Source organism: Azotobacter armeniacus, assembly GCF_054779355.1.
In genome coordinates, this window is record NZ_BAAGYK010000033.1 from 189,949 (window position 1) to 211,335 (window position 21,387).

At 59.9% G+C, this 21,387-nt stretch carries 19 protein-coding genes, 1 tRNA gene and 7 pseudogenes; 16 read left to right on the forward strand and 11 right to left on the reverse strand.

From position 1 onward, the window contains the following. Positions 1-861: pseudogene (locus ACYVD0_RS07680) on the reverse strand (IS701 family transposase); the annotation flags it as partial. Beyond that, positions 847-999: pseudogene (locus tag ACYVD0_RS07685) on the reverse strand (transposase); the annotation flags it as partial. The pseudogenes ACYVD0_RS07685 and ACYVD0_RS07680, both read right to left, overlap by 15 nt. Positions 1,000-1,096: 97 nt before the next feature. Between ACYVD0_RS07685 and ACYVD0_RS07690 the strand changes: the two are divergent. Further along, positions 1,097-1,834, forward strand: a complete 738-nt coding sequence (locus ACYVD0_RS07690) for a Rossmann-fold NAD(P)-binding domain-containing protein (protein WP_460426261.1) — start codon at positions 1,097-1,099, stop codon at positions 1,832-1,834. Next, complete coding sequence (locus tag ACYVD0_RS07695) at positions 1,831-3,234, forward strand: recombinase family protein (protein WP_460426262.1); 1,404 nt, start codon at positions 1,831-1,833, stop codon at positions 3,232-3,234. Before ACYVD0_RS07690 ends, ACYVD0_RS07695 begins: the two co-directional genes overlap by 4 nt. A gap of 88 nt (positions 3,235-3,322) precedes the next feature. Here ACYVD0_RS07695 and ACYVD0_RS07700 read toward each other — a convergent pair. Next, positions 3,323-3,399: transfer RNA gene (locus ACYVD0_RS07700), tRNA-Met, on the reverse strand. Positions 3,400-3,505: 106 nt separating this feature from the next. Then, a complete protein-coding gene (locus tag ACYVD0_RS07705) occupies positions 3,506-3,715 on the reverse strand; it encodes a hypothetical protein (protein WP_460426263.1) in 210 nt (69 codons plus the stop codon). A 206-nt stretch (positions 3,716-3,921) separates the two neighbouring features. On the opposite strand from ACYVD0_RS07705, the gene ACYVD0_RS07710 reads away from it, so the two are divergent. The 4 genes from ACYVD0_RS07710 to ACYVD0_RS07725 all read left to right on the forward strand — a co-directional run bounded on the left by ACYVD0_RS07710 (position 3,922) and on the right by ACYVD0_RS07725 (position 8,061). After that, on the forward strand, positions 3,922-4,245 hold the full coding sequence (locus tag ACYVD0_RS07710; protein WP_460426264.1) for an FxLYD domain-containing protein: 324 nt from the start codon (positions 3,922-3,924) through the stop codon (positions 4,243-4,245). Positions 4,246-4,293: 48 nt separating this feature from the next. Beyond that, positions 4,294-5,355 (forward strand): DNA polymerase IV, encoded by a 1,062-nt coding sequence (gene dinB / locus ACYVD0_RS07715; protein ID WP_460426265.1) that lies wholly within the window; start codon positions 4,294-4,296, stop codon positions 5,353-5,355. Positions 5,356-5,908: 553 nt separating this feature from the next. Beyond that, entirely contained in the window at positions 5,909-6,925 is a 1,017-nt protein-coding gene (locus ACYVD0_RS07720; RefSeq protein WP_460426266.1) for a substrate-binding domain-containing protein, read from the forward strand. A 116-nt stretch (positions 6,926-7,041) separates the two neighbouring features. Beyond that, positions 7,042-8,061, forward strand: coding sequence for a substrate-binding domain-containing protein (locus tag ACYVD0_RS07725; protein ID WP_460426267.1), 1,020 nt, complete (start codon positions 7,042-7,044; stop codon positions 8,059-8,061). 508 nt (positions 8,062-8,569) lie between these two features. On the opposite strand, the pseudogene ACYVD0_RS07730 reads toward ACYVD0_RS07725, so the two are convergent. Next, a pseudogene (locus ACYVD0_RS07730) lies at positions 8,570-9,328 on the reverse strand (IS4 family transposase); the annotation flags it as partial. 314 nt (positions 9,329-9,642) lie between these two features. On the opposite strand from ACYVD0_RS07730, the gene ACYVD0_RS07735 reads away from it, so the two are divergent. The 4 genes from ACYVD0_RS07735 to ACYVD0_RS07750 are packed head-to-tail and all read left to right on the forward strand — an operon-like array spanning position 9,643 to position 13,247. Then, positions 9,643-10,374, forward strand: a complete 732-nt coding sequence (locus tag ACYVD0_RS07735) for a serine O-acetyltransferase (protein WP_460426268.1) — start codon at positions 9,643-9,645, stop codon at positions 10,372-10,374. Next, a complete protein-coding gene (locus ACYVD0_RS07740; RefSeq protein ID WP_460426269.1) occupies positions 10,367-11,140 on the forward strand; it encodes an alanyl-tRNA editing protein in 774 nt (257 codons plus the stop codon). The genes ACYVD0_RS07735 and ACYVD0_RS07740 overlap by 8 nt, the downstream gene beginning before the upstream one ends. Continuing rightward, positions 11,137-12,360, forward strand: coding sequence for an MFS transporter (locus tag ACYVD0_RS07745; protein WP_460426270.1), 1,224 nt, complete (start codon positions 11,137-11,139; stop codon positions 12,358-12,360). The genes ACYVD0_RS07740 and ACYVD0_RS07745 overlap by 4 nt, the downstream gene beginning before the upstream one ends. Further along, the gene (locus ACYVD0_RS07750) at positions 12,357-13,247 is read left to right on the forward strand and encodes a PLP-dependent cysteine synthase family protein (RefSeq protein ID WP_460426271.1); all 891 of its coding nucleotides are present in this window, start codon (positions 12,357-12,359) and stop codon (positions 13,245-13,247) included. The genes ACYVD0_RS07745 and ACYVD0_RS07750 overlap by 4 nt, the downstream gene beginning before the upstream one ends. 213 nt (positions 13,248-13,460) lie before the next feature. On the opposite strand, the pseudogene ACYVD0_RS07755 reads toward ACYVD0_RS07750, so the two are convergent. The 3 pseudogenes from ACYVD0_RS07755 to ACYVD0_RS07765 all read right to left on the reverse strand — a co-directional run. Then, a pseudogene (locus tag ACYVD0_RS07755) lies at positions 13,461-13,928 on the reverse strand (IS5 family transposase); the annotation flags it as partial. Positions 13,929-13,987: 59 nt separating this feature from the next. Continuing rightward, a pseudogene (locus tag ACYVD0_RS07760) lies at positions 13,988-14,179 on the reverse strand (group II intron reverse transcriptase/maturase); the annotation flags it as partial. A 47-nt stretch (positions 14,180-14,226) separates the two neighbouring features. After that, a pseudogene (locus ACYVD0_RS07765) lies at positions 14,227-14,737 on the reverse strand (IS5 family transposase); the annotation flags it as partial. A 105-nt stretch (positions 14,738-14,842) separates the two neighbouring features. On the opposite strand from ACYVD0_RS07765, the gene ACYVD0_RS07770 reads away from it, so the two are divergent. The 5 genes from ACYVD0_RS07770 to ACYVD0_RS07790 all read left to right on the forward strand — a co-directional run bounded on the left by ACYVD0_RS07770 (position 14,843) and on the right by ACYVD0_RS07790 (position 17,515). Next, entirely contained in the window at positions 14,843-14,968 is a 126-nt protein-coding gene (locus ACYVD0_RS07770; RefSeq protein WP_460426272.1) for a hypothetical protein, read from the forward strand. A 5-nt stretch (positions 14,969-14,973) separates the two neighbouring features. Beyond that, positions 14,974-15,213 carry a zinc ribbon domain-containing protein gene (locus tag ACYVD0_RS07775; RefSeq protein ID WP_460426288.1) on the forward strand — a complete coding sequence of 80 codons (240 nt, stop codon included), beginning with the start codon at positions 14,974-14,976 and terminating at the stop codon, positions 15,211-15,213. 446 nt (positions 15,214-15,659) lie between these two features. Beyond that, complete coding sequence (locus ACYVD0_RS07780; RefSeq protein WP_460426273.1) at positions 15,660-16,961, forward strand: MFS transporter; 1,302 nt, start codon at positions 15,660-15,662, stop codon at positions 16,959-16,961. A 150-nt stretch (positions 16,962-17,111) separates the two neighbouring features. Then, the gene (locus tag ACYVD0_RS07785; RefSeq protein WP_460426274.1) at positions 17,112-17,342 is read left to right on the forward strand and encodes a hypothetical protein; all 231 of its coding nucleotides are present in this window, start codon (positions 17,112-17,114) and stop codon (positions 17,340-17,342) included. Positions 17,343-17,368: 26 nt separating this feature from the next. Beyond that, positions 17,369-17,515, forward strand: a complete 147-nt coding sequence (locus ACYVD0_RS07790) for a hypothetical protein (RefSeq protein ID WP_460426275.1) — start codon at positions 17,369-17,371, stop codon at positions 17,513-17,515. On the opposite strand, the pseudogene ACYVD0_RS07795 reads toward ACYVD0_RS07790, so the two are convergent. The 3 genes and pseudogenes from ACYVD0_RS07795 to ACYVD0_RS07805 all read right to left on the reverse strand — a co-directional run. Beyond that, positions 17,503-17,686 (reverse strand): annotated as a pseudogene (locus ACYVD0_RS07795) (NADP-dependent glyceraldehyde-3-phosphate dehydrogenase); the annotation flags it as partial. The gene ACYVD0_RS07790 and the pseudogene ACYVD0_RS07795 sit on opposite strands and share 13 nt — an antisense overlap. A 64-nt stretch (positions 17,687-17,750) precedes the next feature. Then, positions 17,751-18,506, reverse strand: a complete 756-nt coding sequence (gene tpiA, locus ACYVD0_RS07800) for a triose-phosphate isomerase family protein (RefSeq protein ID WP_460426276.1) — start codon at positions 18,504-18,506, stop codon at positions 17,751-17,753. A gap of 701 nt (positions 18,507-19,207) precedes the next feature. Beyond that, the gene (locus tag ACYVD0_RS07805; protein WP_460426277.1) at positions 19,208-19,477 is read right to left on the reverse strand and encodes a hypothetical protein; all 270 of its coding nucleotides are present in this window, start codon (positions 19,475-19,477) and stop codon (positions 19,208-19,210) included. Between the two features lie 734 nt (positions 19,478-20,211). Between ACYVD0_RS07805 and ACYVD0_RS07810 the strand changes: the two genes are divergently transcribed. Then, positions 20,212-21,165 (forward strand): calcium-binding protein, encoded by a 954-nt coding sequence (locus tag ACYVD0_RS07810; protein WP_460426278.1) that lies wholly within the window; start codon positions 20,212-20,214, stop codon positions 21,163-21,165. Positions 21,166-21,387: the final 222 nt, after the last annotated feature.

The following is a 21,387-nucleotide window of genomic DNA, read 5'->3' on the forward strand; positions in this document are numbered from 1 at the left end:
TGTGAAATAGGCCAGTTCCCCATCGACCAGCCGGCGACGGATCAGTACTCCACGCGTCCCTAGCCCGGTACGCGTCGGGTCATGCTCACTGGCTTCCAGGTCGGCCCAGTCATGAGACGCGGTCCCTGAGTGCCTTCGCCTGCCGATAGCCGTTGCCAGGCAGAAGGCGGCAAATCATGAGCAATCTGCTCGGCTGTAGCGGAGACTGGAGGCCTATCGATCCAGGCGTGGAAGGCATGAGGACGCCCAGCAGACATCCTTTGCCGGCACGGCGCAAGGCTGTCTCGATGGCGCCTACGCCATAGACCGTGTCAGCGGCAATCCAGGCAAAGGGTGCCTGGGCAGTCAGGGCTCGCTCGATCATCTGGAGGGCCGACTGGGGCCTGGTCGAGAAACCCATGCCTTCCGGAACAGGGGCTGCCGCCATACGCAAGGGATCATCCGTCCAGGCTTCAGGCAGGTAGAGGGCTCGGTCGATGAAGGCATGGCCATGGCGTGGGACATAGGCCGCGAAGACACCGATCTGGCAGTTGGCGATCTTGCCGGCCGACCCGCTGTACTGGCGGGCCACGCCGCAGGAGGCGTGGCCCTGCTTGAGAAAGCCGGTCTCGTCCAGAACCAGGACGGCCTTGAGGTTCGAGCACATAGGCGCGCACCAGATCGTGCAGGGCATCGGCCTCCCCGCGGCCGCGGCCGAGAATGGCCTGTTGACGCCAGGGGCCGGGATCGCCGGCTGCCTCGGCGCGCATCCAGCCGGTCTTGCGTGGCTGGTTGCCCAGCAGGCCATCGAGGAACCAGCCGGCAGAGGCCGCCACCCGCTCCTGGGTAAACAGGGGGGCGCATACGCGCCCTGACGTCTCTCCAGAGGCAGCCTGCGCGCATCCGGTAGAGCATTCCCTCGACCATCATCCGCAGATCCGGCTTGTGGTAAATGGCTTGCTGAAGCAGAACCTTTTCCAGCTTCGACCAGAGTTCGTCACTGAGCATCGATGGGGGCATTGCAAACCCGCAGGGGTATCGGTGTGGGAGCCTGAATTCTGCGGGTTTGCTCTTCTTCATCAACGCCTCTGGCTCGAAACGTCGCCCCTAGCCCTTCATGAGCCGTTTCGAAGACAAGGTCGCCATCGTTACCGGGGCGGCGAGCGGCATCGGCAAAGAGATCGCGCATGCCTTCGCCCGGGAAGGCGCCAAGGTGGTCATCGCCGATTTGAAGAAGGACGCGGCCGAAGCGGCCGCCGCCGAGATCGTCGCTGCTGGCGGGACCGCCATGGGTGTCGCGATGGACGTCAGCGACGAGACCGCTGTAAACGCGAGCGTTGACGCCGCCCATGGCGCCTACGGCCGCATTGATTTTCTGGTCAACAACGCCGGCATCCAAATCGTTCAACCAGTCGACTCGTTCCCGTTTGCTGAGTGGAAAAAGATGCGCGCCGTCCATCTCGATGGTGCGTTCCTGACCACGAAAGCTTGCCTCAGGCACATGTACGTGGCCAACTCCGACTCGATCGTCTATAACGGCTCGGTCCATTCGAAGGAGGCATCGCCGCTCAAGGCAGCTGATGTGACCGCCAAGCATGGCCTTCTCGGGCTGGCGAGGGTGGTCGCGACGGAAAGCGCGAAGCACAACGCTCGCGCTAACGTTGCCTGTCCGGGCTTTGTCCAAACGCCGTTGGTCGAAAAGGAAATCCCCGAGCAGGCCAAGGAATTCGGCATCAGCGAAGAGGACATCGTCAAGAGCATCATGCTCAAGGAGACGGTCGACAGCGAATTTACTCGATCGAGGACCAGTTCCGGCCGTGCCGGGAATACGCGCAGCGCCAGAGATGGCAGGTGATCGAGAGCTATTCCGACCAGGCGATTTCAGGGGCCAGCCTGCTGCGGCCCGGTATCCAAATCCTCCTTGCCGACGCTCAATCCAAGCGGTTCAACGTCATTCTCACGGAGTCGCTTGATCGGATCAGCCGCGACCTGGAGGACATCGCCGGCGTCTACAAGCGCATGACCTCCGCCGGCGCGAAGATGGTGACCCTCTTCGTGGGCGACGTCAGCGAGCTGGACATCGGCCTCAAAAGCACGATGGGCGCGCTCTACCTCAAGGACCTCGCTGATAAGACGCGGCGAGTCCTGCGCGGCCGGGTCAAAGATGGCAAGTCGGGCGGAGGGAACAGCTACGGTTATGACGTCGTGAAGAAGACCGACGGCAACGGCGAGCCCGTGCGGGGCGAGCGGCGGATAAACGAAGCCGAGGCGCAGGTCGTTCGGCGGGTCTTCCGCGACTATGCCGCCGGAAAGTCGCCGAAGCGGATTGCACACGAGCTGAACACGGAAGGCGTTCCCGGGCCTGCCGGTAACGCCTGGAGCCCAAGCACGATCTACGGCAACTGGCGCCGCGGAAGCGGCATTCTCAACAACGAGCTCTACCTGGGCCGGCTGGTCTGGAACCGGCTCCGGTACATCAAGAACCTCGACACCGGCAAGCGCGTGTCGAGGCTCAATCCGGAATCGGCGTGGATCGTTCAAGAAGTTCCAGATCTGCGGATCGTCGATGACGCGCTCTGGGAATGGGTCAAGGCCAAGCAGCAAGCAGTCCGCGAGGCGCGCAAGCCGTTGCAGGAGGGCAACGCCCTCGGCGCGCGCAAGCGGCCACCCTATCTGTTCCCCGTGCTGATCAAGTGCGGGACATGCGGCGGCGGATGCTCGATGATCTCGGCCACGCACTATGACTGCTCGACGGCGCGCAACAAGGGCACCTGCGACAACCGCCTGGCGATCAAGCGTGACGAGTTCGAGGACCGGGTGCTGCGAGCCATGCGCGGGCACCTCATGGAGCCGGTGCTGTTCGAGGAGTTCTGTGAAGCCTACACCCGAGCCGTCAACGAGTGGCGGATTGGGCAGCGGGCCGAGCTCGCGAGCAAAGAAGCCGAGCTCAAAAAGGTCGAGCGCCAGATCCGCAAGATCATCGATGCGATCAAGGACGGCTTGTACCACGCGTCGATGAAGGACGAGATGACCGCCCTGGAGGACCGCAAGGTCGCGCTCGAGCGTGAGTTGGAGGTCGCCGACGAGCCGCCGCCACTCCTCCACCCCAATATGGAAAGGTCTACAGCAGGAAGATCAACGCGCTCTACGAGGCGCTGCAGAGCGACGAAGGCCGTCCGACGGCGGCGGACCCGCTGCGCACCCCGAACGACCGGATCGTCCTGGAGCCTGGCGACGGCAAGCTCGGCATCCTGATCAAGGGCGACACCGCAGGTATTCTGTGCTTCGCGCCGGCCGAAAAAAAACTGCCTGCCACGGTGATCCGTGGCAGGCAGTTTCCGATTGGTTGCGGGGGCTGGATTTGAACCAACGACCTTCGGGTTATGAGCCCGACGAGCTACCAGACTGCTCCACCCCGCGTCTGTGTGGGGCGGCATTCTACAGCGAAGCACTTCGCTGTCAAGCTATATTGCTAAAACACAGGTTTTGCTTCAAATGGTTAGCGCGACAAGGATAACAGTGGCCGCTAGATGCCTTCGGTGCGGGTGTACTCCTCGGTCGCCCGAACCACCTGTTCGCGCCAGTTGTCGGCCTCCTTGCCGAGTAGCGCCACGGCCTGGCACATGGCCATGAAAGCCTCGCGATAGAGTGTCGGGTCATTGTGTGCAGCAGCCTGGTCAGCGTGTCGCCGGGCTTGTTCAAGCAGGCTGTCGAGGGCGTTCTTATCGAGGGACATGGCGGTCGCTCCAGGGAAGACTTTCTGTAGAGGTTAGATCAGCGGTTCTCGCCTGAAATGATGTTTCGTGCTATTTACACCGAGCTTTACTCCAATCAGGGCAGTATGGAGAGGTACTTATATAGGACTTTTTCATGGGCGAATGACCAAGCGTCAGACAGCCAGACTTTGGAGGTGCAATGCAGTCAAGAGTGAAAATAGCACTGATGGCCTTGCTGTTCTCAGCCGGTGCGCTGGCCGAGAATGACATCAGGTTACGCAACATGCAGTTGATCACCATGAGCCACACAACCTATCTCCAAGGAACGGGAGTGAACATCTCGGGGCGCGATCTGGAAAACGTGGCCATTGATCTCGATATCCTCAAGGCAGGCCAGGTGGTCGGCAGCCGCGTCATTGAGGCACGCGCGATCGGCGCCGACGAGGCGTGGCGGATCTGGCTGCCCATCGACATCGATGGCTCTGACGGTTTTCACGTCCGCAATATCCGTTCAGAGTACGCGTCCAGCGAAAGCGTGATTGTGCATTGAGCCAGCCGGGGCTGCCAGTGCCGTGATCGGGGCGGCATACTGGGCTCCATGAGCGGCAGAAAAATCATTCACGTCGACTGCGACTGTTTCTATGCAGCCATCGAGATGCGCGACGACCCGCGCCTGGCCAGGCGGCCGTTGGCGGTGGGCAGCGCGCCCGATCGGCGCGGGGTGATCGCCACCTGCAACTACGAGGCGCGCGCCTATGGCGTGCGTTCGGCGATGCCCGCGCGCCAGGCGCTGAAGCTCTGCCCGGACCTGTTGATCGTCAGGCCGCGGTTCGATGCCTACAAGGCTGCGTCGCGGGAAATCCACCGGATCTTGCGCGACTACACCGAGTTCGTCGAACCGCTGTCGCTGGACGAGGCCTATCTGGACGTCTCCGCCAGCCCTCACTTTTCCGGCAGCGCCACGCGCATCGCCCAAGACATCCGCCGGCGTGTCTGGCAGGAGCTGCGTATCACGGTTTCCGCCGGTGTCGCGCCGAACAAGTTTCTCGCCAAGATCGCCAGCGACTGGCGCAAGCCCGACGGGCTGTTCGTGATTCCCCCGGACGAGGTCGAGGCCTTCATCGTCAACCTGCCGGTGAACCGGCTGCACGGGGTCGGCAAGGTCACCGCCGAGCGGCTCGGACGCCTGGGCATCCGCACCTGCGCCGAGCTGCGCGAATGGAGCCGGCTGGAGCTGGTGCGCGAATTCGGCAGTTTCGGCAAGCGCTTGGAACAACTGGCGCGGGGAATCGACGAGCGTCCGATAGAGGTTGACAGTCGCCGCCAGTCGCTGAGCGTGGAGCACACCTACGAGCGGGATCTGCCGGATCTGGCCGCCTGTCTGGAGCGGCTGCCGCTGCTATTGGAGGAGCTCGACGGGCGTCTGGCGCGACTGGAGAGTGGCTACCGACCAGACAAGCCCTACGTCAAGGTGAAGTTCCACGACTTCACCCAGACCACCCTGGAGCAGGCCGGCGCCGGCCGGGACCTGGACAGCTACCGGCTATTGCTCGGCGCCGCCTTCGCCCGCGGCGCCAGACCAGTGCGCCTGCTCGGCGTCGGCGTGCGGCTGCTCGATCTGCGCGGCGGCTGCCAACAGCTGGAGCTGTTTGCCCCGTAGTCAACTTCTTCCGGAATACCTCCTGCCAGTTCATGCCGACACGGTCTGTGCCTTATGGCTGGGCATCGATCCCGCTGCATCGAGTTTGCGTCAGCCTTGCCGTTTTTTCTGATAATGCCTTCTAGTGTCCTGAATCAGTAATTCGTTAAACAAGCTAATCTGTTGCTTGTCTACCTACCATATGCCTGATATCCGGAGCAGACGATGGTGAACCGCTGGTTTGCCACACTCACCCAGAAGCGAATCCGCCGTGGCACGCATCGCGCCACCCGGGAACTCAAGCAGGTCATCCGCGATTACTTGGAATAGGACAACGCCGATCCGAAGCTCTTTGTCTGGATCCACTCTGCCGATGACATCCTTGCCAGACTCAAGCGCTTTTGTCGGCGAACTTCTAATTCAGGTCACTAGTTTCAATAGGCTTTTACATAAGCTGTCGTAATCGCCAGTCAACTCTGGCCCCGCAGTTCAGAGATTGTCCAGGATGGCTTCATGATATCCAAAAACAAATAGCACTCTGGCTTAACCCAATGTTGAAGCACAAGGATTTGCTTTGAAAAGACAGTTTTCTTTCCACTTTCTTTCCGTGGCCAATCTGCTCTGCGAGCTGCTGCTCATCCCCCCCGCTGGCGCCGAACCGTTGCAGTTCGCGCTGGTCGCCAAGCGGGTCGACCAGCGCTTCTTCATCCTGGCCGGTGAGGGCTGTGCCGAGGCCGCCCAGGCCCAGGGCGATACCTGTCTGTTGCTGGGTGCCTCGGGGCCGGCGCATTTTCGCCGGCAGAACAAAGCCCTGGAGCAGGCCCTTGAGAGGAATCTGGACGGTATCGCCCTGGCGGTGACCCATTCACAATGGCTGGCCGATCATGCTCTGCAGCAGGTGGGCAAGACCCCGCTGATCACCTTCGATTCGGACCTGGGCCCCGCAGAGCGACATCTGCGCAGTGGCTACGTCGGGATCGACAACCTGGCCTTCGGCCAGCGGCTGGGTATGCTCGCCCAGCGCCTCAGACCACAGGGCGGAAAACTGTGTGTCTTGACCGGCAACTTGCAGGACACCTACCAGCAGGAACGGCTGCAAGGTATCCGCTTGCAGCTCAGCGATGTCCTGAGCAATGAAGAAGCCGATCGACTGGACGAGAAGAATGGCTGGAGCGAGCCGAACCGCTGCCCGCTGGAGCGGGCCGAAACTTCGGAGCACGCGCTGCTCCAGCTCACCACCCTGCTGAATATCAGGCAATTCGATGTCATCATCAGCCTCGGCAGCTGGCCGATTTACGAGACTGGCATGTACCGCCAACAACTCGGCCCGCTGCTCGCCGAGCTCGACGCAAAGGGTATTCGCCCGGCCATTATCATCGCCACGAACGAGCCGGACGCAGCACAGCGCGCGCTGCTCGACGACGGTCTGGTACAGGCCTATCTGGACATGAATAGCCGCGAGATCGGCCGCCAGAGCTACCGGATGCTCAAGCGTCTGGTGCAGGGCGAGCCCATCCCCGAGAAGGTTCTCGTCGACAGCCTCGTCGTCTACCTGCCCGAATCGCCGCCGCATATCCCCGCGAAGCGTTGAGGAGGAACCCTCCATCCCAATTGCAGACTGACCATGAGCTCCGACTACTGGCCGCACATAACGGATGCTTAGGCGTATCATTCCTACGGGAGCCCTACAATTCGCAAGGATTAGATGTGAAAAAATCGCTATTGCGGCGCTTTCTTTCTGGTTCCGCCTTGCTTTGCGGGCTCCTGCTCGCCCCTCTTGCCAGCGCCGAGCCGTTGCAGTTCGCACTGGTCGCCAAGCGGGTCGACCATCCCCTCTTCATCCTGGCCGGTGAGGGTTGTGCCGAGGCCGCCCAGGCCCAGGGCGATACCTGTCTGTTGCTAGGCGCCTCGGGACCAGAGCATTTTCGCCAGCAGAACCAAGCCCTGGAGCAGGCCCTCGACAGGGACCTGGACGGTATCGCCCTGTCGGTGACCCATTCGCAATGGCTGGCCGCTCACGCTCTGCAACAGGCGGGCAAGATGCCATTGATCACTTTCGATTCGGACCTGGGCCCCGCAGAGCGGCATCTGCGCAGTGGCTACGTCGGGCTCGACAACCTGGCCTTCGGCCAACAGTTGGGCATGCTCGCCCAGCGCCTCAGGCCGCAGGGCGGAATGCTGTGCATCTTGAGCGGCGGCCCGCAGGACACCAATTATCAGGAACGCCTCCAGGGCATCCGCCAGCAGCTGCGCGGCGGCCAGGCCGAGGATAGAGCAGCCGACCGGCTGAACGGAGAGAATGGCTGGAGCGAGTCGGGCCGCTGCCCACTGTATGGGGCCAACAATCAAGAAAACACGCTGTTCAAGCTCACTACTCTGCTGAACTCCAGCAGCCCGGTCGATATCATTATCAGCCTCGGCGACTGGCCGATTCACCAAGCCGACACATATCGGCGGCAGCTCGGCCCTCTATTCGCCAAGCTCGACGCAGAGGGTATGCGCCCAACCATCGTCATCACCACCCCTGACCTCAACGAGGCACAGCGCGCGCTGCTCGACGACGGCCTGGTACAGGCCTATCTGAGCATGGAAAGCCGCGAGATCGGCCGCCAGAGCTATCGGATGCTGAAGCGTCTGGCACAGGGCAAGCCTCTCCCCGAGAAGACCCTCGTCGCCAGCTACATCTATTTGCCCAAAGCGCCGCCGAACATCGCCGCGGAGCGTTGAAACGGCGTGCCTTCAGGCCTCCGGCTGCTCGCCGGTCAGGCTGGGTACAGCGGCCGCGAGGTGTCGCGGTATATAGGCCAAAAACCTGCCCCGAAGACACTCCCTTGCTGCGGTACCGAAGCGCAACTTCAGCTATATCTGCCTCTGCGCCACTGCCCTCTCCCTCCCTCCTCGAACATGCACCACGACGGAACTCCGCCCACCTTGTCAGGCTGGCCATCACCTCGCGCGCAGTTACCCTGAACGAGTTTCTAACCGCTTGAAAAGTAAGTAAGTATCCATCGGCAAAGCCGATGGCTTTAGTCTGTTAAGTACTCGAACGAAACTTTCTCGGATTTTCTGCTGTTCCGAACCAGGCCGCCCCTGTATTTCAGAGGCTTGCACGGGCAATGCAGAGGAAAAATATCGGATTCTGAGTGATCCCCACAAAATCACCCCAGTTCCTGCGCTTGCCGGTGGACCTCCCGCCGCAGGGCCAGTTCCAGATCCCGCAGCCTATCCCGGGAAATTGCCGACTGCGCTTGCCCCGGGCCAGTGTTCCGGTGACGCGCCGGTGCTGGCGCCCCCGCGGCGCCTGTTTCACGGCGTACAGCCGGGTCGACCAGGGCGCCGAGCGCGTCATGGCGATGTCGCCAAGCCGTTTCGGCGACGCCGAGGCCAGGGCATACAGGTCCTTCACCGGCTGCCAGGGCCGCTCGTCGAGCCGGCACAGGTCGCGATTGCGCACGCGGCCGACGTCCTGCCAGCCCCGGGCTTCGACGGCCTGGAACCAGGGCCGCCGAAAGCCGGCAGCGGTGACCAGGACGGGCCGGCAGTCGGCCGGCAACATCGCCGCGAGCGCCTCGAGCAGGCGCCGCTGGCAACGCGAGCAGCCCTCGCGCGGGTGGACGACTTCGCAGACCGGCAGCGAGCGTCCGGCCAGCGGGATCGCGGCGCGCAGCAGGAACCGCTTGCCGGCGGCATTGATCGGCGACCCGTCCACCAGGAGCAACGGATGCCGGAGCGAGCCCGGCCGGGCACGGCGCATGACCCGGTAGAACAACCCCCGCTCGGCCTGCAGCTGGCGGTTGCCGAGCAGGCGGTCGACCCGCTTGATCGCATGCCTGGGCCAGGCGGAGCCGGGCAGGGAACGCCCCAGTGCGGTCAGGCTCAGGCGGCGGCCCTGCAGCAGGGCGGCCACCGTGGCCATCAGGGCCTCGAGACGGCGGGCATGGAGCGTGGGGAGTGCCTTGGCGAAGGCGGCGTGCAAGAACTGGACGGTCTGCAGGGGGGCTGGGGACATCGGTCAGCTTGGTGACAACCAACGTGCCCGCCCATGCAGGCCTCTTCAAGCCCTACCTATTTGATTTATCAGGATAATTTCTGGGGATCACTCAGTATCGGATTATTTTTCTTCGAGCACTTATCAGAACTTCCGGTCACTCAGCAGCCATGTGCTTCAGGTGCTGTCAGGTTACGGCGAACAGTATCGGATTGATTTTGTGTAGATACTTAGCCCACGTGTATAAATAATCCAGGCCTGTGGTTGAATAAGAAGGTGGATTACTATACAACTGGCCTTATCTCATGGACGAGCTTTATATGCCCTACCAAACCGCGACAAGTCAGCCGCCAGCGCTGATGTTAAGCCAGGATACTTATCTCCTTGTTCGGAATCTTGTCATTGCTGCACTTCTGGAATGCTGTTCTGCACAGGATTTTGAGGGGCTGAAGCGTTCTGCCATCTTCCAAGCAGTCACGGATATGGCTGCTGAAGATTTAATTTCATTTGCCAAGAAGGACCCCGCTTCTGGGCGTGACCCTGCGTTCATTGCTCGTACCTATACATCCTACTCAGCGGTCCTGCACTACCGCATCGCAAACTGGCTCTACAGGAATGATCTGGGCTTTCAAACCTCCATTTCGGATCAGTCTCTACCAGCGATGATCAGTCGCAGAGGCAAGCTAATGTCCGGCGCAGAGATTCACTTCAAGAGCGAGATCGGTGCACGCCTCATAATCGACCACGGTATGGGGACTGTTATTGGCGAGACAGCCATTATTGGAGACGACTGCTACATCCTAGGTGGCGTCACTCTTGGCGCTCGGGGTATTGAGGGAAACCCGTCAGGGCAACGCCACCCAAAGATTTGCAACCGCGTCCAGATTGGCGCCTTTGCGAGCGTGCTGGGGAATGTGCTTGTAGGTGACGATGCGTTTATTGGTCCCGGTTGCATCATCACTAGCGATATTCCATCTGGCGCCAGGGTAAAGATTAAGTCATCGCTGCAAATTTCCCACTCAGACCAACTTGATGGTGAAACCTATGTTTGAGGCCGTTAGGACCACGGAGAAACTGTATTACCGTGACCAATATTTGATGTCAGCAGCAGCATCCATCGTTCGGATTCACCCAGAAGCGATTGAACTAGATCGCACGATTGCTTATCCCGAGGGGGGTGGGCAGGAAGCGGATATAGGCTGGCTGGATACACCAGTCGGCCGCATCAGGTTTATCTGGGTGAAGAAGCTTTATGGAACCCCGCTGAATATTGAGGGCTTTAAGGGGGGCAAGGCCGGAGGGGTTATCTTACATATGATTCACCCTGACGACCTGGATCTACTCAAGGAAATTGAGCTGGGTATGCCCGTTACGATAACCATCGATCCAGTGCGTCGGGAGCGACTGACCGTCTCACACAGCGCCAGCCATTTCTTGTACGCTGCCATTCTTGAATATCGCCCAGAACTTAATAGTTGGACGACTGGTTGCCACATTAAGGAGGATGGCGCTCGTTTTGATTTCCTTGTCGATGACATTTTCACGCCTGAAGATGTAGATCTGATTAAGAAAAAAGCCAATCAACTAATCGAGTTAGGCCTTCCCATTGAAAACGTGATTATTGATGACTGCTGCGACGCACGCCTCTGGCGGTACGGAGAAATCGACATCCCCTGTGGGGGCACGCATCTACAAAGCCCTCACGCAATAGGCCCATTGCAGGTTCACCGTAAGAAACTGGGACGAAACAAAGAGCGGCTGATCTGTTCGTTTGAACAGGCAGACTTCGACATTACCCGTTACGGCCATGAGCCATGAACATAAAAAAGAACCGTCTTCCTTACAGGACTTACCTGTATTTCACAGCGCAATCCATAAACCTGATAACTGCGGTCATGTCAGTAACCATGGCTGCTATAGTTGGCGCCTCCTTGTCTCCCACAGCCTCGCTCTCGACTCTGCCTTACGGCTTCCAGTTTCTTTTTGTCATGCTGGCAACCTATCCGGCCTCAAGGATTATGAGTGCTATAGGCCGCCGTGCAGGCTTTTTGATTGGCAGCATCCCACTCGCAGTCGCTGGAGTGCTTGGATTTATGGCCATTGAACAGAGCAGCTTTCTTTTACTGACCTTGAGTCATGCCGCCCTCGGATCATACATTGCTTTCGCAAACTTCAATCGCTTCGCCGCTACTGACGGCTTAGATCCAAGCTTGAAGCCAAAGGCAATTTCTTTAGTAGTTGCTGGTGGTGTTATCGCCGCTTTACTGGGGCCTGCTTTGGCAGAGGGACTGCGAGTGATAGATGGTTTCCATGAATTTGCATTTTGCTACGCCTCCTTTGTGCCAATGGCCATACTCTCCGCGTTTATCAGCGCACTGATGCTGGAGGGTAAGGGCGCCCCAGAGCCTAGTGACACAAGCAAACCAAGGAAGGCTCGGCTTAGTGAAACGCTCAAAAACCCAATCATCTTGCTTGCAATAGTGGTGGCCTCGGTCGGCTATTGCCTGATGAATCTACTGATGATTCAGGCGTCGATGTACATGAAGGGCATGCACACTCACTTTTCCGATGTCAGCACTGCGATCCAATGGCACGTTATTGCGATGTTTGCACCATCATTCTTCACCGGTGTTTTGATCACCCGCCTCGGCCTTAAGACAGTTATTTACGGCGGAATTGTTTTTATGTTGCTGAGCAGTGTGGTCAACCTCAGCTCTCACACCTATGAAGCAATGACCCTGGCATTGATTATTCTTGGGCTTGGCTGGAACTTCACTTACGTTGGTGGGGGTGCCCTTTTAGCGCGTGGTCTTGAAGACCACCCGAATTCAATGCAGATACAAGGAGTCAACGACCTAGGCATTTCAATCCTGGCAACCCTGGGAGCCTTTGCGCCAGCGCTGCTGCTCTCTTCAATTGGCTGGAGTGGCAGTAATATGCTGTGCATTGGTATTTGCGCTGTCGTCCTACTTGGATCTTCAGTCGTTTTGCAGGGTAAACCCCGTAAACGGATGAACTTGGAGAGTGCTGGGCAATGAGTCGACTGATTAAATGTGGGAATCGGCTGTTCGCAAAGCTGGAAATGGATAATCCAGGTGGAAGCCACAAATACCGCGCGGCGAGTTACATCGTTGACCATGCTGTAGCATCTGGTCACATCATTCCGAATGTGACCACCGTGATTGAGAAAACTGGTGGAAACTTTGGCTTTGGTTTGGTCGCGGCGTGCCAAAAATACAACGTCCCAGTTGAACTGGCTGTCGGGCTCAGCTTTAGCCAGGCAAAGCGGGATTTGCTTGAGTGTTTTGGCGCTCGTCTAATTGGCAAGCAGATGATGGTCGAAGGTGCCACACCCAAGGAGATCGTTCTTCATCATCTAGAACATCAAGAGTCCTTGGGTAGACAGTATTTCTATACCGACCAGTTCCAGAACCATTTAGGCATTGACGCACATAGATTAACCACCGGCCCCGAGCTAGCAAGGCAACTTATTGAACAAGACGCAGGGAAGCGAATCCTATTCGTTGCGTGCGCAGGCACAGGCGCGAGCTTTACAGGAGTGGCTAGGGGGCTCCAAGACGCCGGCTTTGAATTAAGCACGATAATGGTCGAGCCAGAAGGATGTGACATGCAAGCCGGCCATTTTAGTGATCACCGGCTCGAAGGTATGGCTGTTGGGGTTTCTCCACCGTTCTTAGATTGGTCGCTCGTTGGCGATGTGCGCCATGTTTCTTTGGACGCCATGCTTGATACCCAACGCTGGCTGTATTTGCAGAGCGGTTTCTATATTGGAAATACCAGCGCCGCAACTCTAGCCGTGGCTAGGTCTTTACTAAAAGAGCCAGCTTACCGTGGCTGGAGTATCGTTACTCTCGTGTATGACTCCGGCCTCTGGTATCAAGACCTGCTCAAAGACAGACTATGAGACAGGGAAAATCAATAGACCCATCTATTAAAAAGTGGGTTGTTAAGTGCTCGAAGAAAAACAATCCGATACTTTCCCCCTGCATTGCCCGTGCAAGCCTCTGAAATACAGGGATTGGCCTGGTTCGGAACAGCAGAAAATCCGGGAAAAATACCTCTCTGCAAATCCATGTTTTTGCCCTTGAGGGGTGCCTTGCAGGGGTGATTCCCCGTATTACGGACGCACCCCTCCTGCCACCAGCAGATGTTTTCGCGCCATCCACAGGTTCGACAGGGCAAACAGCATCACCAGTTGTGCCGTGTTCTTCGCCAGGCCACGGAAGCGCACCTTGGTGTAGCCGAACTGCCGCTTGATCACCCGGAACGGATGCTCGACCTTGGCCCGTACCTGTGCCTTGGCTTTCTCGATCCGGCGTTTGACCCGGTACAGGACGCTGCGCTTGCCGTGCTTCTTGTAGGTGCTGCGGCGAGCCGCGATCTGCCAGACGACCTGGCGGCCCACATGCTCGGGGCGTTTCTCCACGCCGGTGTAGCCTGCATCGGCACAGACCACGTTTTCCTCGCCATGCAGTAGTTTGTCGACCTGGGTGATGCCCGCGACATTGGCCGCAGTGACCACCACGCTGTGCACCAGGCCCGATTCATCATCGGCGCCAATGTGCGCCTTCATCCCGAAGTGGTGAGTCGACCGCAGGAACTGCCCCCACAGCCGCTCGCAGAACCGTACGTGACACTCTCGCGTCATACGGCTCCTGTTATCCAACCTTGCTGCCTGGCCACTCGCCAGTGATGGAACAGCCGGGGTGCCACCGTCCGCATCTTGTCCAGCCATTGGCTAATGCGCCGCTTGCGCCTGTGAAGGGCCTTGTACTTTCGTCGGGCCCAGCGCTCAAGTGCGCGGTCAATGTGCTGGAAGATGCCAAGCATGGCCGTCACCGACCGTGGGCACTCCCAGCTTGCGCGTGCCTCCCGATGCCTTGGTACTGGTTGCCCTTCTTCGTCGAGTGCATTTCCGGGTCGCGCTTGCCTTTCTTGTTCTTCGTCAACTCGGTGCATGGATCAGCATGGCATCGACGATGGTGCCTCGCGCAGCGACAACCCATGATCGCCCAGATAGCCGTTGATCACCTCCAGGATGCCCCCGGCCAGCTCATGCTTCTCCAGCAGGCGACGGAACTTGAGGATGGTCGTCTCGTCCGGGATGCGCTCCAGACCCAGGCCGGCGAACCGGCGCAGCAGGGGCATCTCGTACAGCGCTTCCTCCATCGCCGGATCGCTGTAGCCGAACCAGTTCTGCATCAGGTGCACGCGCAGCATGGCTGCCAGCGGATAGGGTGGCCGACCGCCTTCGCCCTTCGGGTAGTGGGGCTCGATCAGGGCGATCAGCCCCGACCACGGCACGACTTGGTCCATTTCGAGCAGGAAGCGCTCGCGGCGGGTCTGCTTGCGCTTGCCGGCGTATTCGGCATCGGCGAAGGACAACTGCTTCAGCGGACAACTCGCAGGGCGGGATGGGCGTATTTCAACAGATCCGGAAAGTCTTTTTCGGATTCCCTAACACTCCACGCCAAGATCGCTAATCGTCGCAAGGATGCCTTGCACAAATTCAGCCGCTCTCAGGTGAACCAGCACGGCACGATCATCGTGGGCGACGTCAGCCCCACGAAACTAGCCAAAACCACCCTGGCCAAGTCGGTGCTGGATGCCGGCTGGGCCAATTGAAAACGATGCTGGCCTACAAATGCGCTCACGCAGGCATCGTGTTCAAGGAAGTCGGCGAGGCGTACACCACCCGCACCTGTTCGTCCTGCGGATCGCTCAGCGGCCCGCAGGGTGTCAACGGACTACGAATAAGGGAATGGACCTGTGATGAGTGCGGTGTCGCTCATGACCGCAACGTAAACGCGGCCAGGAACATTCTCACGGTCGGGCATGGCCGTCCAGAAGTGGGAATCTCCGGCTTTTAGATCGGGGAGGATGTCAAGTTCAGGATGACCACCGGGGCACCATGGCCGGCCTCGATAGCGCCCATGGAACCTTTTTCAACTCGGTGACGGAAGCAGCCACATCCGCCAAAATCGCATGACCCATTTCGTTTCTCCTGACGCAGCCAAAATGCCTGTATAGAACCATACAGCTCCTGCTACGAGCGCGTCCTCTCCCCTTCCGCAAGCACTCCAGCAGCCCGGCAAACGGCCCCACCGCCACACCCCCGCATCCACCCCACACCGATAATCGCCCGCGAGTGACTCCTGAGCAGTTGGAAAGCGCTCTGGAGGGTGTCACTCTGCTGCAACGAACACCGGCCCTGCCTCCGCTAGCCAGAGGCCGACCGATGACGCCGCCGGATGCCTATGGGTAGCGGGACGGAGAGCGGCGCCCTTCCCTTCACCTCTTGCCTGCGAGTATCGAAGTGTCCTCTGCGATTTCCTCCGAGCCCAGTTCCAGCGTCTACCGCCACCCCGGCTTCCTGCCCTTTCTGATCGCACGCCTCGGGGCCGTCTGTGCCATGCAGATCCAGGCCGTGGTGGTGGCCTGGCAGGTCTACGACATGACCCGTGACCCACTCTCCCTGGCCTATGCCGGTCTGGCCCAGTTCATCCCCATGCTGCTGCTGTTATTGCCGGCCGGGGATCTGATCGACCGCTACGACCGCAAGCGCATCCTGGCCGTCAGCTGGGTGGTGGGAGCCCTGTGCAGCGGCATGCTGCTCTGGTTGTCGCTTAGCGGCGCGCAGAACACCCTGGCGATCTATGCCGTGCTGGCGCTGTTCGGCTGTGCCCGCGCCTTCATCGGACCGGCCCTGCAGAGTCTGCTGCCACAGATCGTGCCGCGCGAACGGCTGGCTGCGGCGATCGCCGCCAACAGCATGATCATGCGCGGGGCCACCATTGCCGGACCGCTGCTCGGTGGCGGGCTCTACGCCCTGGGCGGCGGCGCCCTGAGCTATGCGCTGTGCCTGGCCGGTTTCGCGCTCGCGCTGGGCTTGCTGCCCTGGGTGCCGGTGCGCTTCGCCGAGCCGCCGAAAACCCTCGAGGCGACGGCCTGGCAACGCTTCACCGCCGGCATCGACTTCATCCGCTCGCGGCCGATCATCCTCGGCACCATGTCCCTGGACCTGTTCGCGGTGCTGCTCGGCGGCGTAGTGGCACTGCTGCCGATCTACGCCCAGGAGATTCTGCAGGTCGGTCCGGCAGGACTCGGCGCGCTGCGCAGCGCCATGGCGATCGGCGAGGTGCTGGTCGGCCTCTACTTGAGCGTGCGGCCCCTCGACCGGCATGTCGGCCTGATCATGTTCGCCGCGGTCGCGCTGTTTGGCGTCGCCAACCTGGTCTTCGCCCTGTCCAGCCTGTTCTGGCTGTCTTTCCTGGCCCTGCTGGTGGCCGGCGCGGCGGACATGGTCAGCATGTACATCCGCTCCTCACTGATCCAGTTCTCCACGCCGGATGCCATGCGCGGACGGGTCAATGCGGTGAACATGCTGTTCATCGGCTCCTCCAACGAGTTGGGCGAGTTCCGCGCCGGCAGCAGCGCCGCGTGGTTCGGCACGGTGCCGGCGGCGGTGCTGGGGGCAGTGTGCACGCTGACGGTGGTGAGCGGCTGGACGTGGGGCTTCAAGTCGCTACGCCGGGTGGACCGCTTCGAGGACGCCTCGCCCAGCGCTGGCCCCGAAGCCCTGGCCGTCCCGCACCGCGAGGCAGCCAAGGCCCTGTAGCCGCTCGGAGGAATGAGCCCTCACGTTGCCCAAGAGGCTGATCATTCGGTCTGCGGACAAGGAAGTCCGCTCGTCGCCTCTGTCCTTATTCACTCTCTCACTACTACACACTTAGGCACATCAGTCTTCACGCCAAGAGGAGGTAGCCCCATGAAAGTGAAGGTAACTGAGAGAGCACTGCTAGCCAGAATCAACCGCGCACTCAGGAAGGACAACCAGCAACTGTACCGCTGCCGGGAAGGCTCTCAAGCACACGGTGAACTGGGCGATTTCTATGCTGTGGATACTGCACTCGATGTCATCATGGCGAAGCATATTGATCTGGCCATGTGGGCACGCGACATGGGTGTACTGCCCGACTGGGAGGAGCTGCAACGATAAAAGTCACAGTGCAGGCGTCTATGGCTATGGAAGAACTGCGAGCGAAAGCTAAATACCAGCTTGCAGCTCGTCCACCTGGCCTTTTTCATCCTGCAGCCGAAGGCGTCCACCAGTTGGCCGACCTGGGCCGGGTCGTTGCCGAAGATGCTCAGTTGCTGGCGTTCAGCGGGTAGTTGTAGGACCCCATGCACAGCGCTACGCCCAGCGGTACGCGGCGGATCTGGCCGAGGGTGCCCTGCTCCAGCTCGAAGCGGCTGGAGCGGCGGTCCAGCTCCTTGAGCTCCTGGGATGGTGTCGACGATGTAGTCGCAGGTGCGGTCGAACTCCTTCTCGGAGTCCTTGAGTGGCTGGGCTTGCGTCCCTCTCCCCGGCGGGGAGAGAGGGAGCGGGCGCGTGGACGAAACCGCTCTAGCGCTCGGCGGCCTTGCAGATCGCGGCGAACGAGGCCGCCTCCAGCGAGGCGCCGCCGATCAGTCCGCCATCGATGTCGGGTTGCCCGAACAGCGCCTGGGCGTTGTCGGGCTTGACGCTGCCGCCGTAGAGGATCGACGTGGCGCCGGCCAGGGCGGGATCATGCTCGGCCAGCAGTGCCCGGATGTGCCGGTGCACCGCCTGGGCCTGCTCCGGCGAGGCGGTCTCGCCGGTGCCGATGGCCCAGACCGGCTCGTAGGCGATCACCCCGGCGGCGATCCCGGCGATGCCGACCCGCTGCAGGGCCGCCTGCAACTGCGCGGCGATAACCGCCTCGGTCGTCCCGTTGCGGCGCTGCTCCAGGGTCTCGCCAACGCACAGTACGGGCACCAGCCCGGCCGCGAGCGCCGCCGCGAACTTCTCCGCGACCAGAGCGTCGCTCTCGCCGAACAGGCTGCGCCGCTCGGAATGCCCGACCAGCACGAAGCGGCAGCCCAGCTCCTTGAGCATGCCGGCGCCGACCTCGCCGGTGAAGGCGCCCTTCGCCGCCGTGTGGAGGTTCTGCGCGCCCAGCGCCACGCCGGAGCCCTCCAGCAGGGCGCCGACCTGCGCCAGGTAGGGGAAGGGCGGACAGACCGCCACGTCGGCGCCTGTCAGCGCCGCCAGTGGCGGCAGCAGTTCCTGCAGCAAGCGCCGGTTGGCGTCGAGGCTGCCGTTCATCTTCCAGTTGCCGATAACCAGTTTTTCGCGCATGGCTCGTCTCCTCAGACCTGCGACCAATGATGGTTGCCGATCCGCTCGGCGCGGTACAGCAAGCCGGTCTTGCTCTGTTCATTCATCGTTCTGGGTGTCCTGTGCTGGACTCGGCGTCGCGGCCGGCTGGCCGACGGGCACGAGCAGTTCATGTTGTTCGGCGTATTCGGCACGAAAGTCGAAATCGCGGGGTCAGTCCCGCGCGTTCTCTTCGACGGCGCCAGAGCTCTTTCCGTTCGGCTGCATCGAATAAGCGGTAGGACGAATCTTTTTTTCGAGCATAACAACTCCACAGAGGTGGAGTCCGCAATAGCCTGCCGTGGTTGGTGGCCAGTTTGGTTGGGCGGGTGTGTCGCTTCAGGAGCGCGCTCGGACCGTCAGTCAGTAGCGGCGGCTCGCCAAGGCAGGCACCGCCGAGACGCCACGGTCTTGCGAAAGGGTTCAATTGGCAAATAAATTCCACAAAACGTTCAATGGATTTTTTTACAGAAACATGCATGGCATGGGGCGGTAGCGGAACGGGTTTTTCGCGGCTTGCGGGACGGGCAGCCCGGCAGGAGTGGCTCAGGGAATGGCCCACCTGTCCCCTTGGGCACTGGAAAAGCAGGCATTGATTACCCCCGACCAACAGATCGGACGGATTAATAACAAGCTCTGGAGGTTGCGCTTACTCTTGAATGCCGAGCTCTTCGTCATACACATCAAAGAAGTACCTGAACGCTGTTTGTGAATGGCGAAGGCATTATTAAAACAGCCCATGAAGCTTCGTTGAGAAATTTAGCCGAAGCTGTTTCCTGATCGCCGCTGAAGGAGCCGACCGTAATGTGACAATCCTTTTCTGTACTGGCAGAAATCCTCGTTGCGCCAGCGAATAATTGAGCCATAAACAAAACGTATGCAACCGAACGTCTTGCAAGCAACTTTGCCTGCCTGAAGGGCAGGCAGAAAAAGCACTTACTGGCGCGTTTCATTTTTCATGAATCACCAACCACACATATACTTGCGGAGAACCGCCATTAAATAGCCGGTCTCATAAGAGACAGGGTGCGCAGGCGAATGCTCTGCAAGCGCAACTGCCACTTCCTTACATACTAAAAGCATGGAACATGGGCTGTCTTGCGCCAAAAACCGATGACTGGGGCGGATGCACCAGACAGGGTCAAGTAGAGCATTACATCCACCGTAATCCGCAGAAAACGGGGCTGGTGGCAGTGGACAGAAAACAAGACCGGGCAACGGCGAAGAGGTTCCGAGACCGCTTGATGGCTCTTCTGCTTTGCCACTATCATTCCGCTCCTCCGGTTCAGCCCCCTATTAGCTTTTCTGTCGGTCGATCATCGAACAAACCAGGCGTATTTTATCTTCGCTGCAAGCGGGCATTATTTAACGATGCTCGACGCTTGCCCAATGGGGCTATCAAATCACTGGCCAGCCGAGTCGACAGTCCATTCATTAACAAGCGCCTGAGATAGATCGACTGGCAATTAAAATAGATCAAGCCGGCTTTTCTGCCGACCGACTATCGGATAAAACCATACGCACTCCAACTTCACTGCAAGCAAAGATTATCTGGCTATGCTTGCTGCTTGTTGAACACCAGCAAAGAACCGCTGGCAAGTTAGAGCAACAGACCGTTAAAAAAACCTTAGAACAAACTTGTCAGCAATTAAAACATCCCTGGCGTAATTAAGTAGGGAGTAGAACAATGGCTATAATCATCGGCAACAACGGCGACAATACCCTCATCGGCACCAACGGCAACGACATCATCAGCGGCTTGGGTGGTAATGACCTACTCAACGGCCGTGCCGGCAACGATTGGCTCTTTGGCGGCAACGGCAACGACCGCCTCTACGGCGAAAACGGCAACGATCGGCTCTACGGCCAAAACGGCAATGACTTGCTGGACGGCGGCAACGGCGAGGACTGGCTCGACGGTGGCAACGGTGACGACCAGCTCTATGGCGGCAATGGCGACGACCAGCTCAAGGGCGGAAACGGCAGGGACTGGATCTACGGCGGCAACGGTGACGACCGGCTCGAGGGCAACAACGGCGATGACCAGCTCTACGGCGAAAACGGCAAGGATGTGCTCTTCGGCGGCAACGGTGACGACTGGCTCGAGGGCAACAACGGCGACGATTTGCTCGAGGGCGAAAACGGCAGGGACCGGCTCTATGGCGGCAACGGTGACGACCGGCTCGAAGGCGGCAACGGCGAAGACCGGCTCGAGGGTGGCAATGGCAGGGACTGGCTCGACGGCGGCAGGGGCAACGACTGGCTCGACGGAGGCGCCGGTGCCGACACCTTGCTGGGCGGTGAAGGCAAGGACACGCTGACCGGCGGGGCCGGCAACGACATCTTTGACTTCAATGCCCTCTCAGAGATGGGCCTGAATAGCGCCACTTGGGACGTCATCACCGACTTCACCAGGGGAAGCGACAAGATTGATCTGTCGACGCTGGATGCCAACACGGCTACTGGCGGCGACGATGCCTTCAGCACGATGCTCAGCGGCTCGACAGCCTTTACCCAACCCGGACAGCTGAAATTCGACAGCGGCGTGCTCTACGGCAATGTGAATGCGGACAACTCGGCCGATTTCGCCATTGCACTCACTGGCGTTACCAGCCTGTCGCTTTCGGACGTGATCGCCTGATCCGAAGAGGCTGTCACAACACTTCCTTGCGATAGCTATCTTGATCCCAGAACCCCGGTGCTTGCCGGGGCTGGTCTGCATCCCGTGACAATCGCTGTTCGATATCGCTGCCGAACACTGCTCTAGGGCCTGTTAACACTATTTGCTATAATGCAGCAAATAGTGTTGAGACCGAGTGCCATGCAACTGACCGCCGAGCAATTCAAACAAATCGAAGGCTTG

Coding starts and splice junctions, on each gene's coding strand:
- ACYVD0_RS07705 (WP_460426263.1), bottom strand. CDS start 3,715: ATGTCCCTCGATAAGAACGCCCTCGACAGCCTGCTTGAACAAGCCCGG.
- tpiA (WP_460426276.1), bottom strand. CDS start 18,506: ATGCGCGAAAAACTGGTTATCGGCAACTGGAAGATGAACGGCAGCCTC.
- ACYVD0_RS07775 (WP_460426288.1), top strand. CDS start 14,974: ATGCTGGCCTACAAATGCGCTCACGCAGGCATCGTGTTCAAGGAAGTC.
- ACYVD0_RS07690 (WP_460426261.1), top strand. CDS start 1,097: ATGAGCCGTTTCGAAGACAAGGTCGCCATCGTTACCGGGGCGGCGAGC.
- ACYVD0_RS07790 (WP_460426275.1), top strand. CDS start 17,369: ATGGAAGAACTGCGAGCGAAAGCTAAATACCAGCTTGCAGCTCGTCCA.
- ACYVD0_RS07750 (WP_460426271.1), top strand. CDS start 12,357: ATGAGTCGACTGATTAAATGTGGGAATCGGCTGTTCGCAAAGCTGGAA.
- ACYVD0_RS07745 (WP_460426270.1), top strand. CDS start 11,137: ATGAACATAAAAAAGAACCGTCTTCCTTACAGGACTTACCTGTATTTC.
- ACYVD0_RS07785 (WP_460426274.1), top strand. CDS start 17,112: ATGAAAGTGAAGGTAACTGAGAGAGCACTGCTAGCCAGAATCAACCGC.
- ACYVD0_RS07810 (WP_460426278.1), top strand. CDS start 20,212: ATGGCTATAATCATCGGCAACAACGGCGACAATACCCTCATCGGCACC.
- ACYVD0_RS07710 (WP_460426264.1), top strand. CDS start 3,922: ATGGCCTTGCTGTTCTCAGCCGGTGCGCTGGCCGAGAATGACATCAGG.
- dinB (WP_460426265.1), top strand. CDS start 4,294: ATGAGCGGCAGAAAAATCATTCACGTCGACTGCGACTGTTTCTATGCA.
- ACYVD0_RS07805 (WP_460426277.1), bottom strand. CDS start 19,477: ATGAAACGCGCCAGTAAGTGCTTTTTCTGCCTGCCCTTCAGGCAGGCA.
- ACYVD0_RS07735 (WP_460426268.1), top strand. CDS start 9,643: ATGCCCTACCAAACCGCGACAAGTCAGCCGCCAGCGCTGATGTTAAGC.
- ACYVD0_RS07740 (WP_460426269.1), top strand. CDS start 10,367: ATGTTTGAGGCCGTTAGGACCACGGAGAAACTGTATTACCGTGACCAA.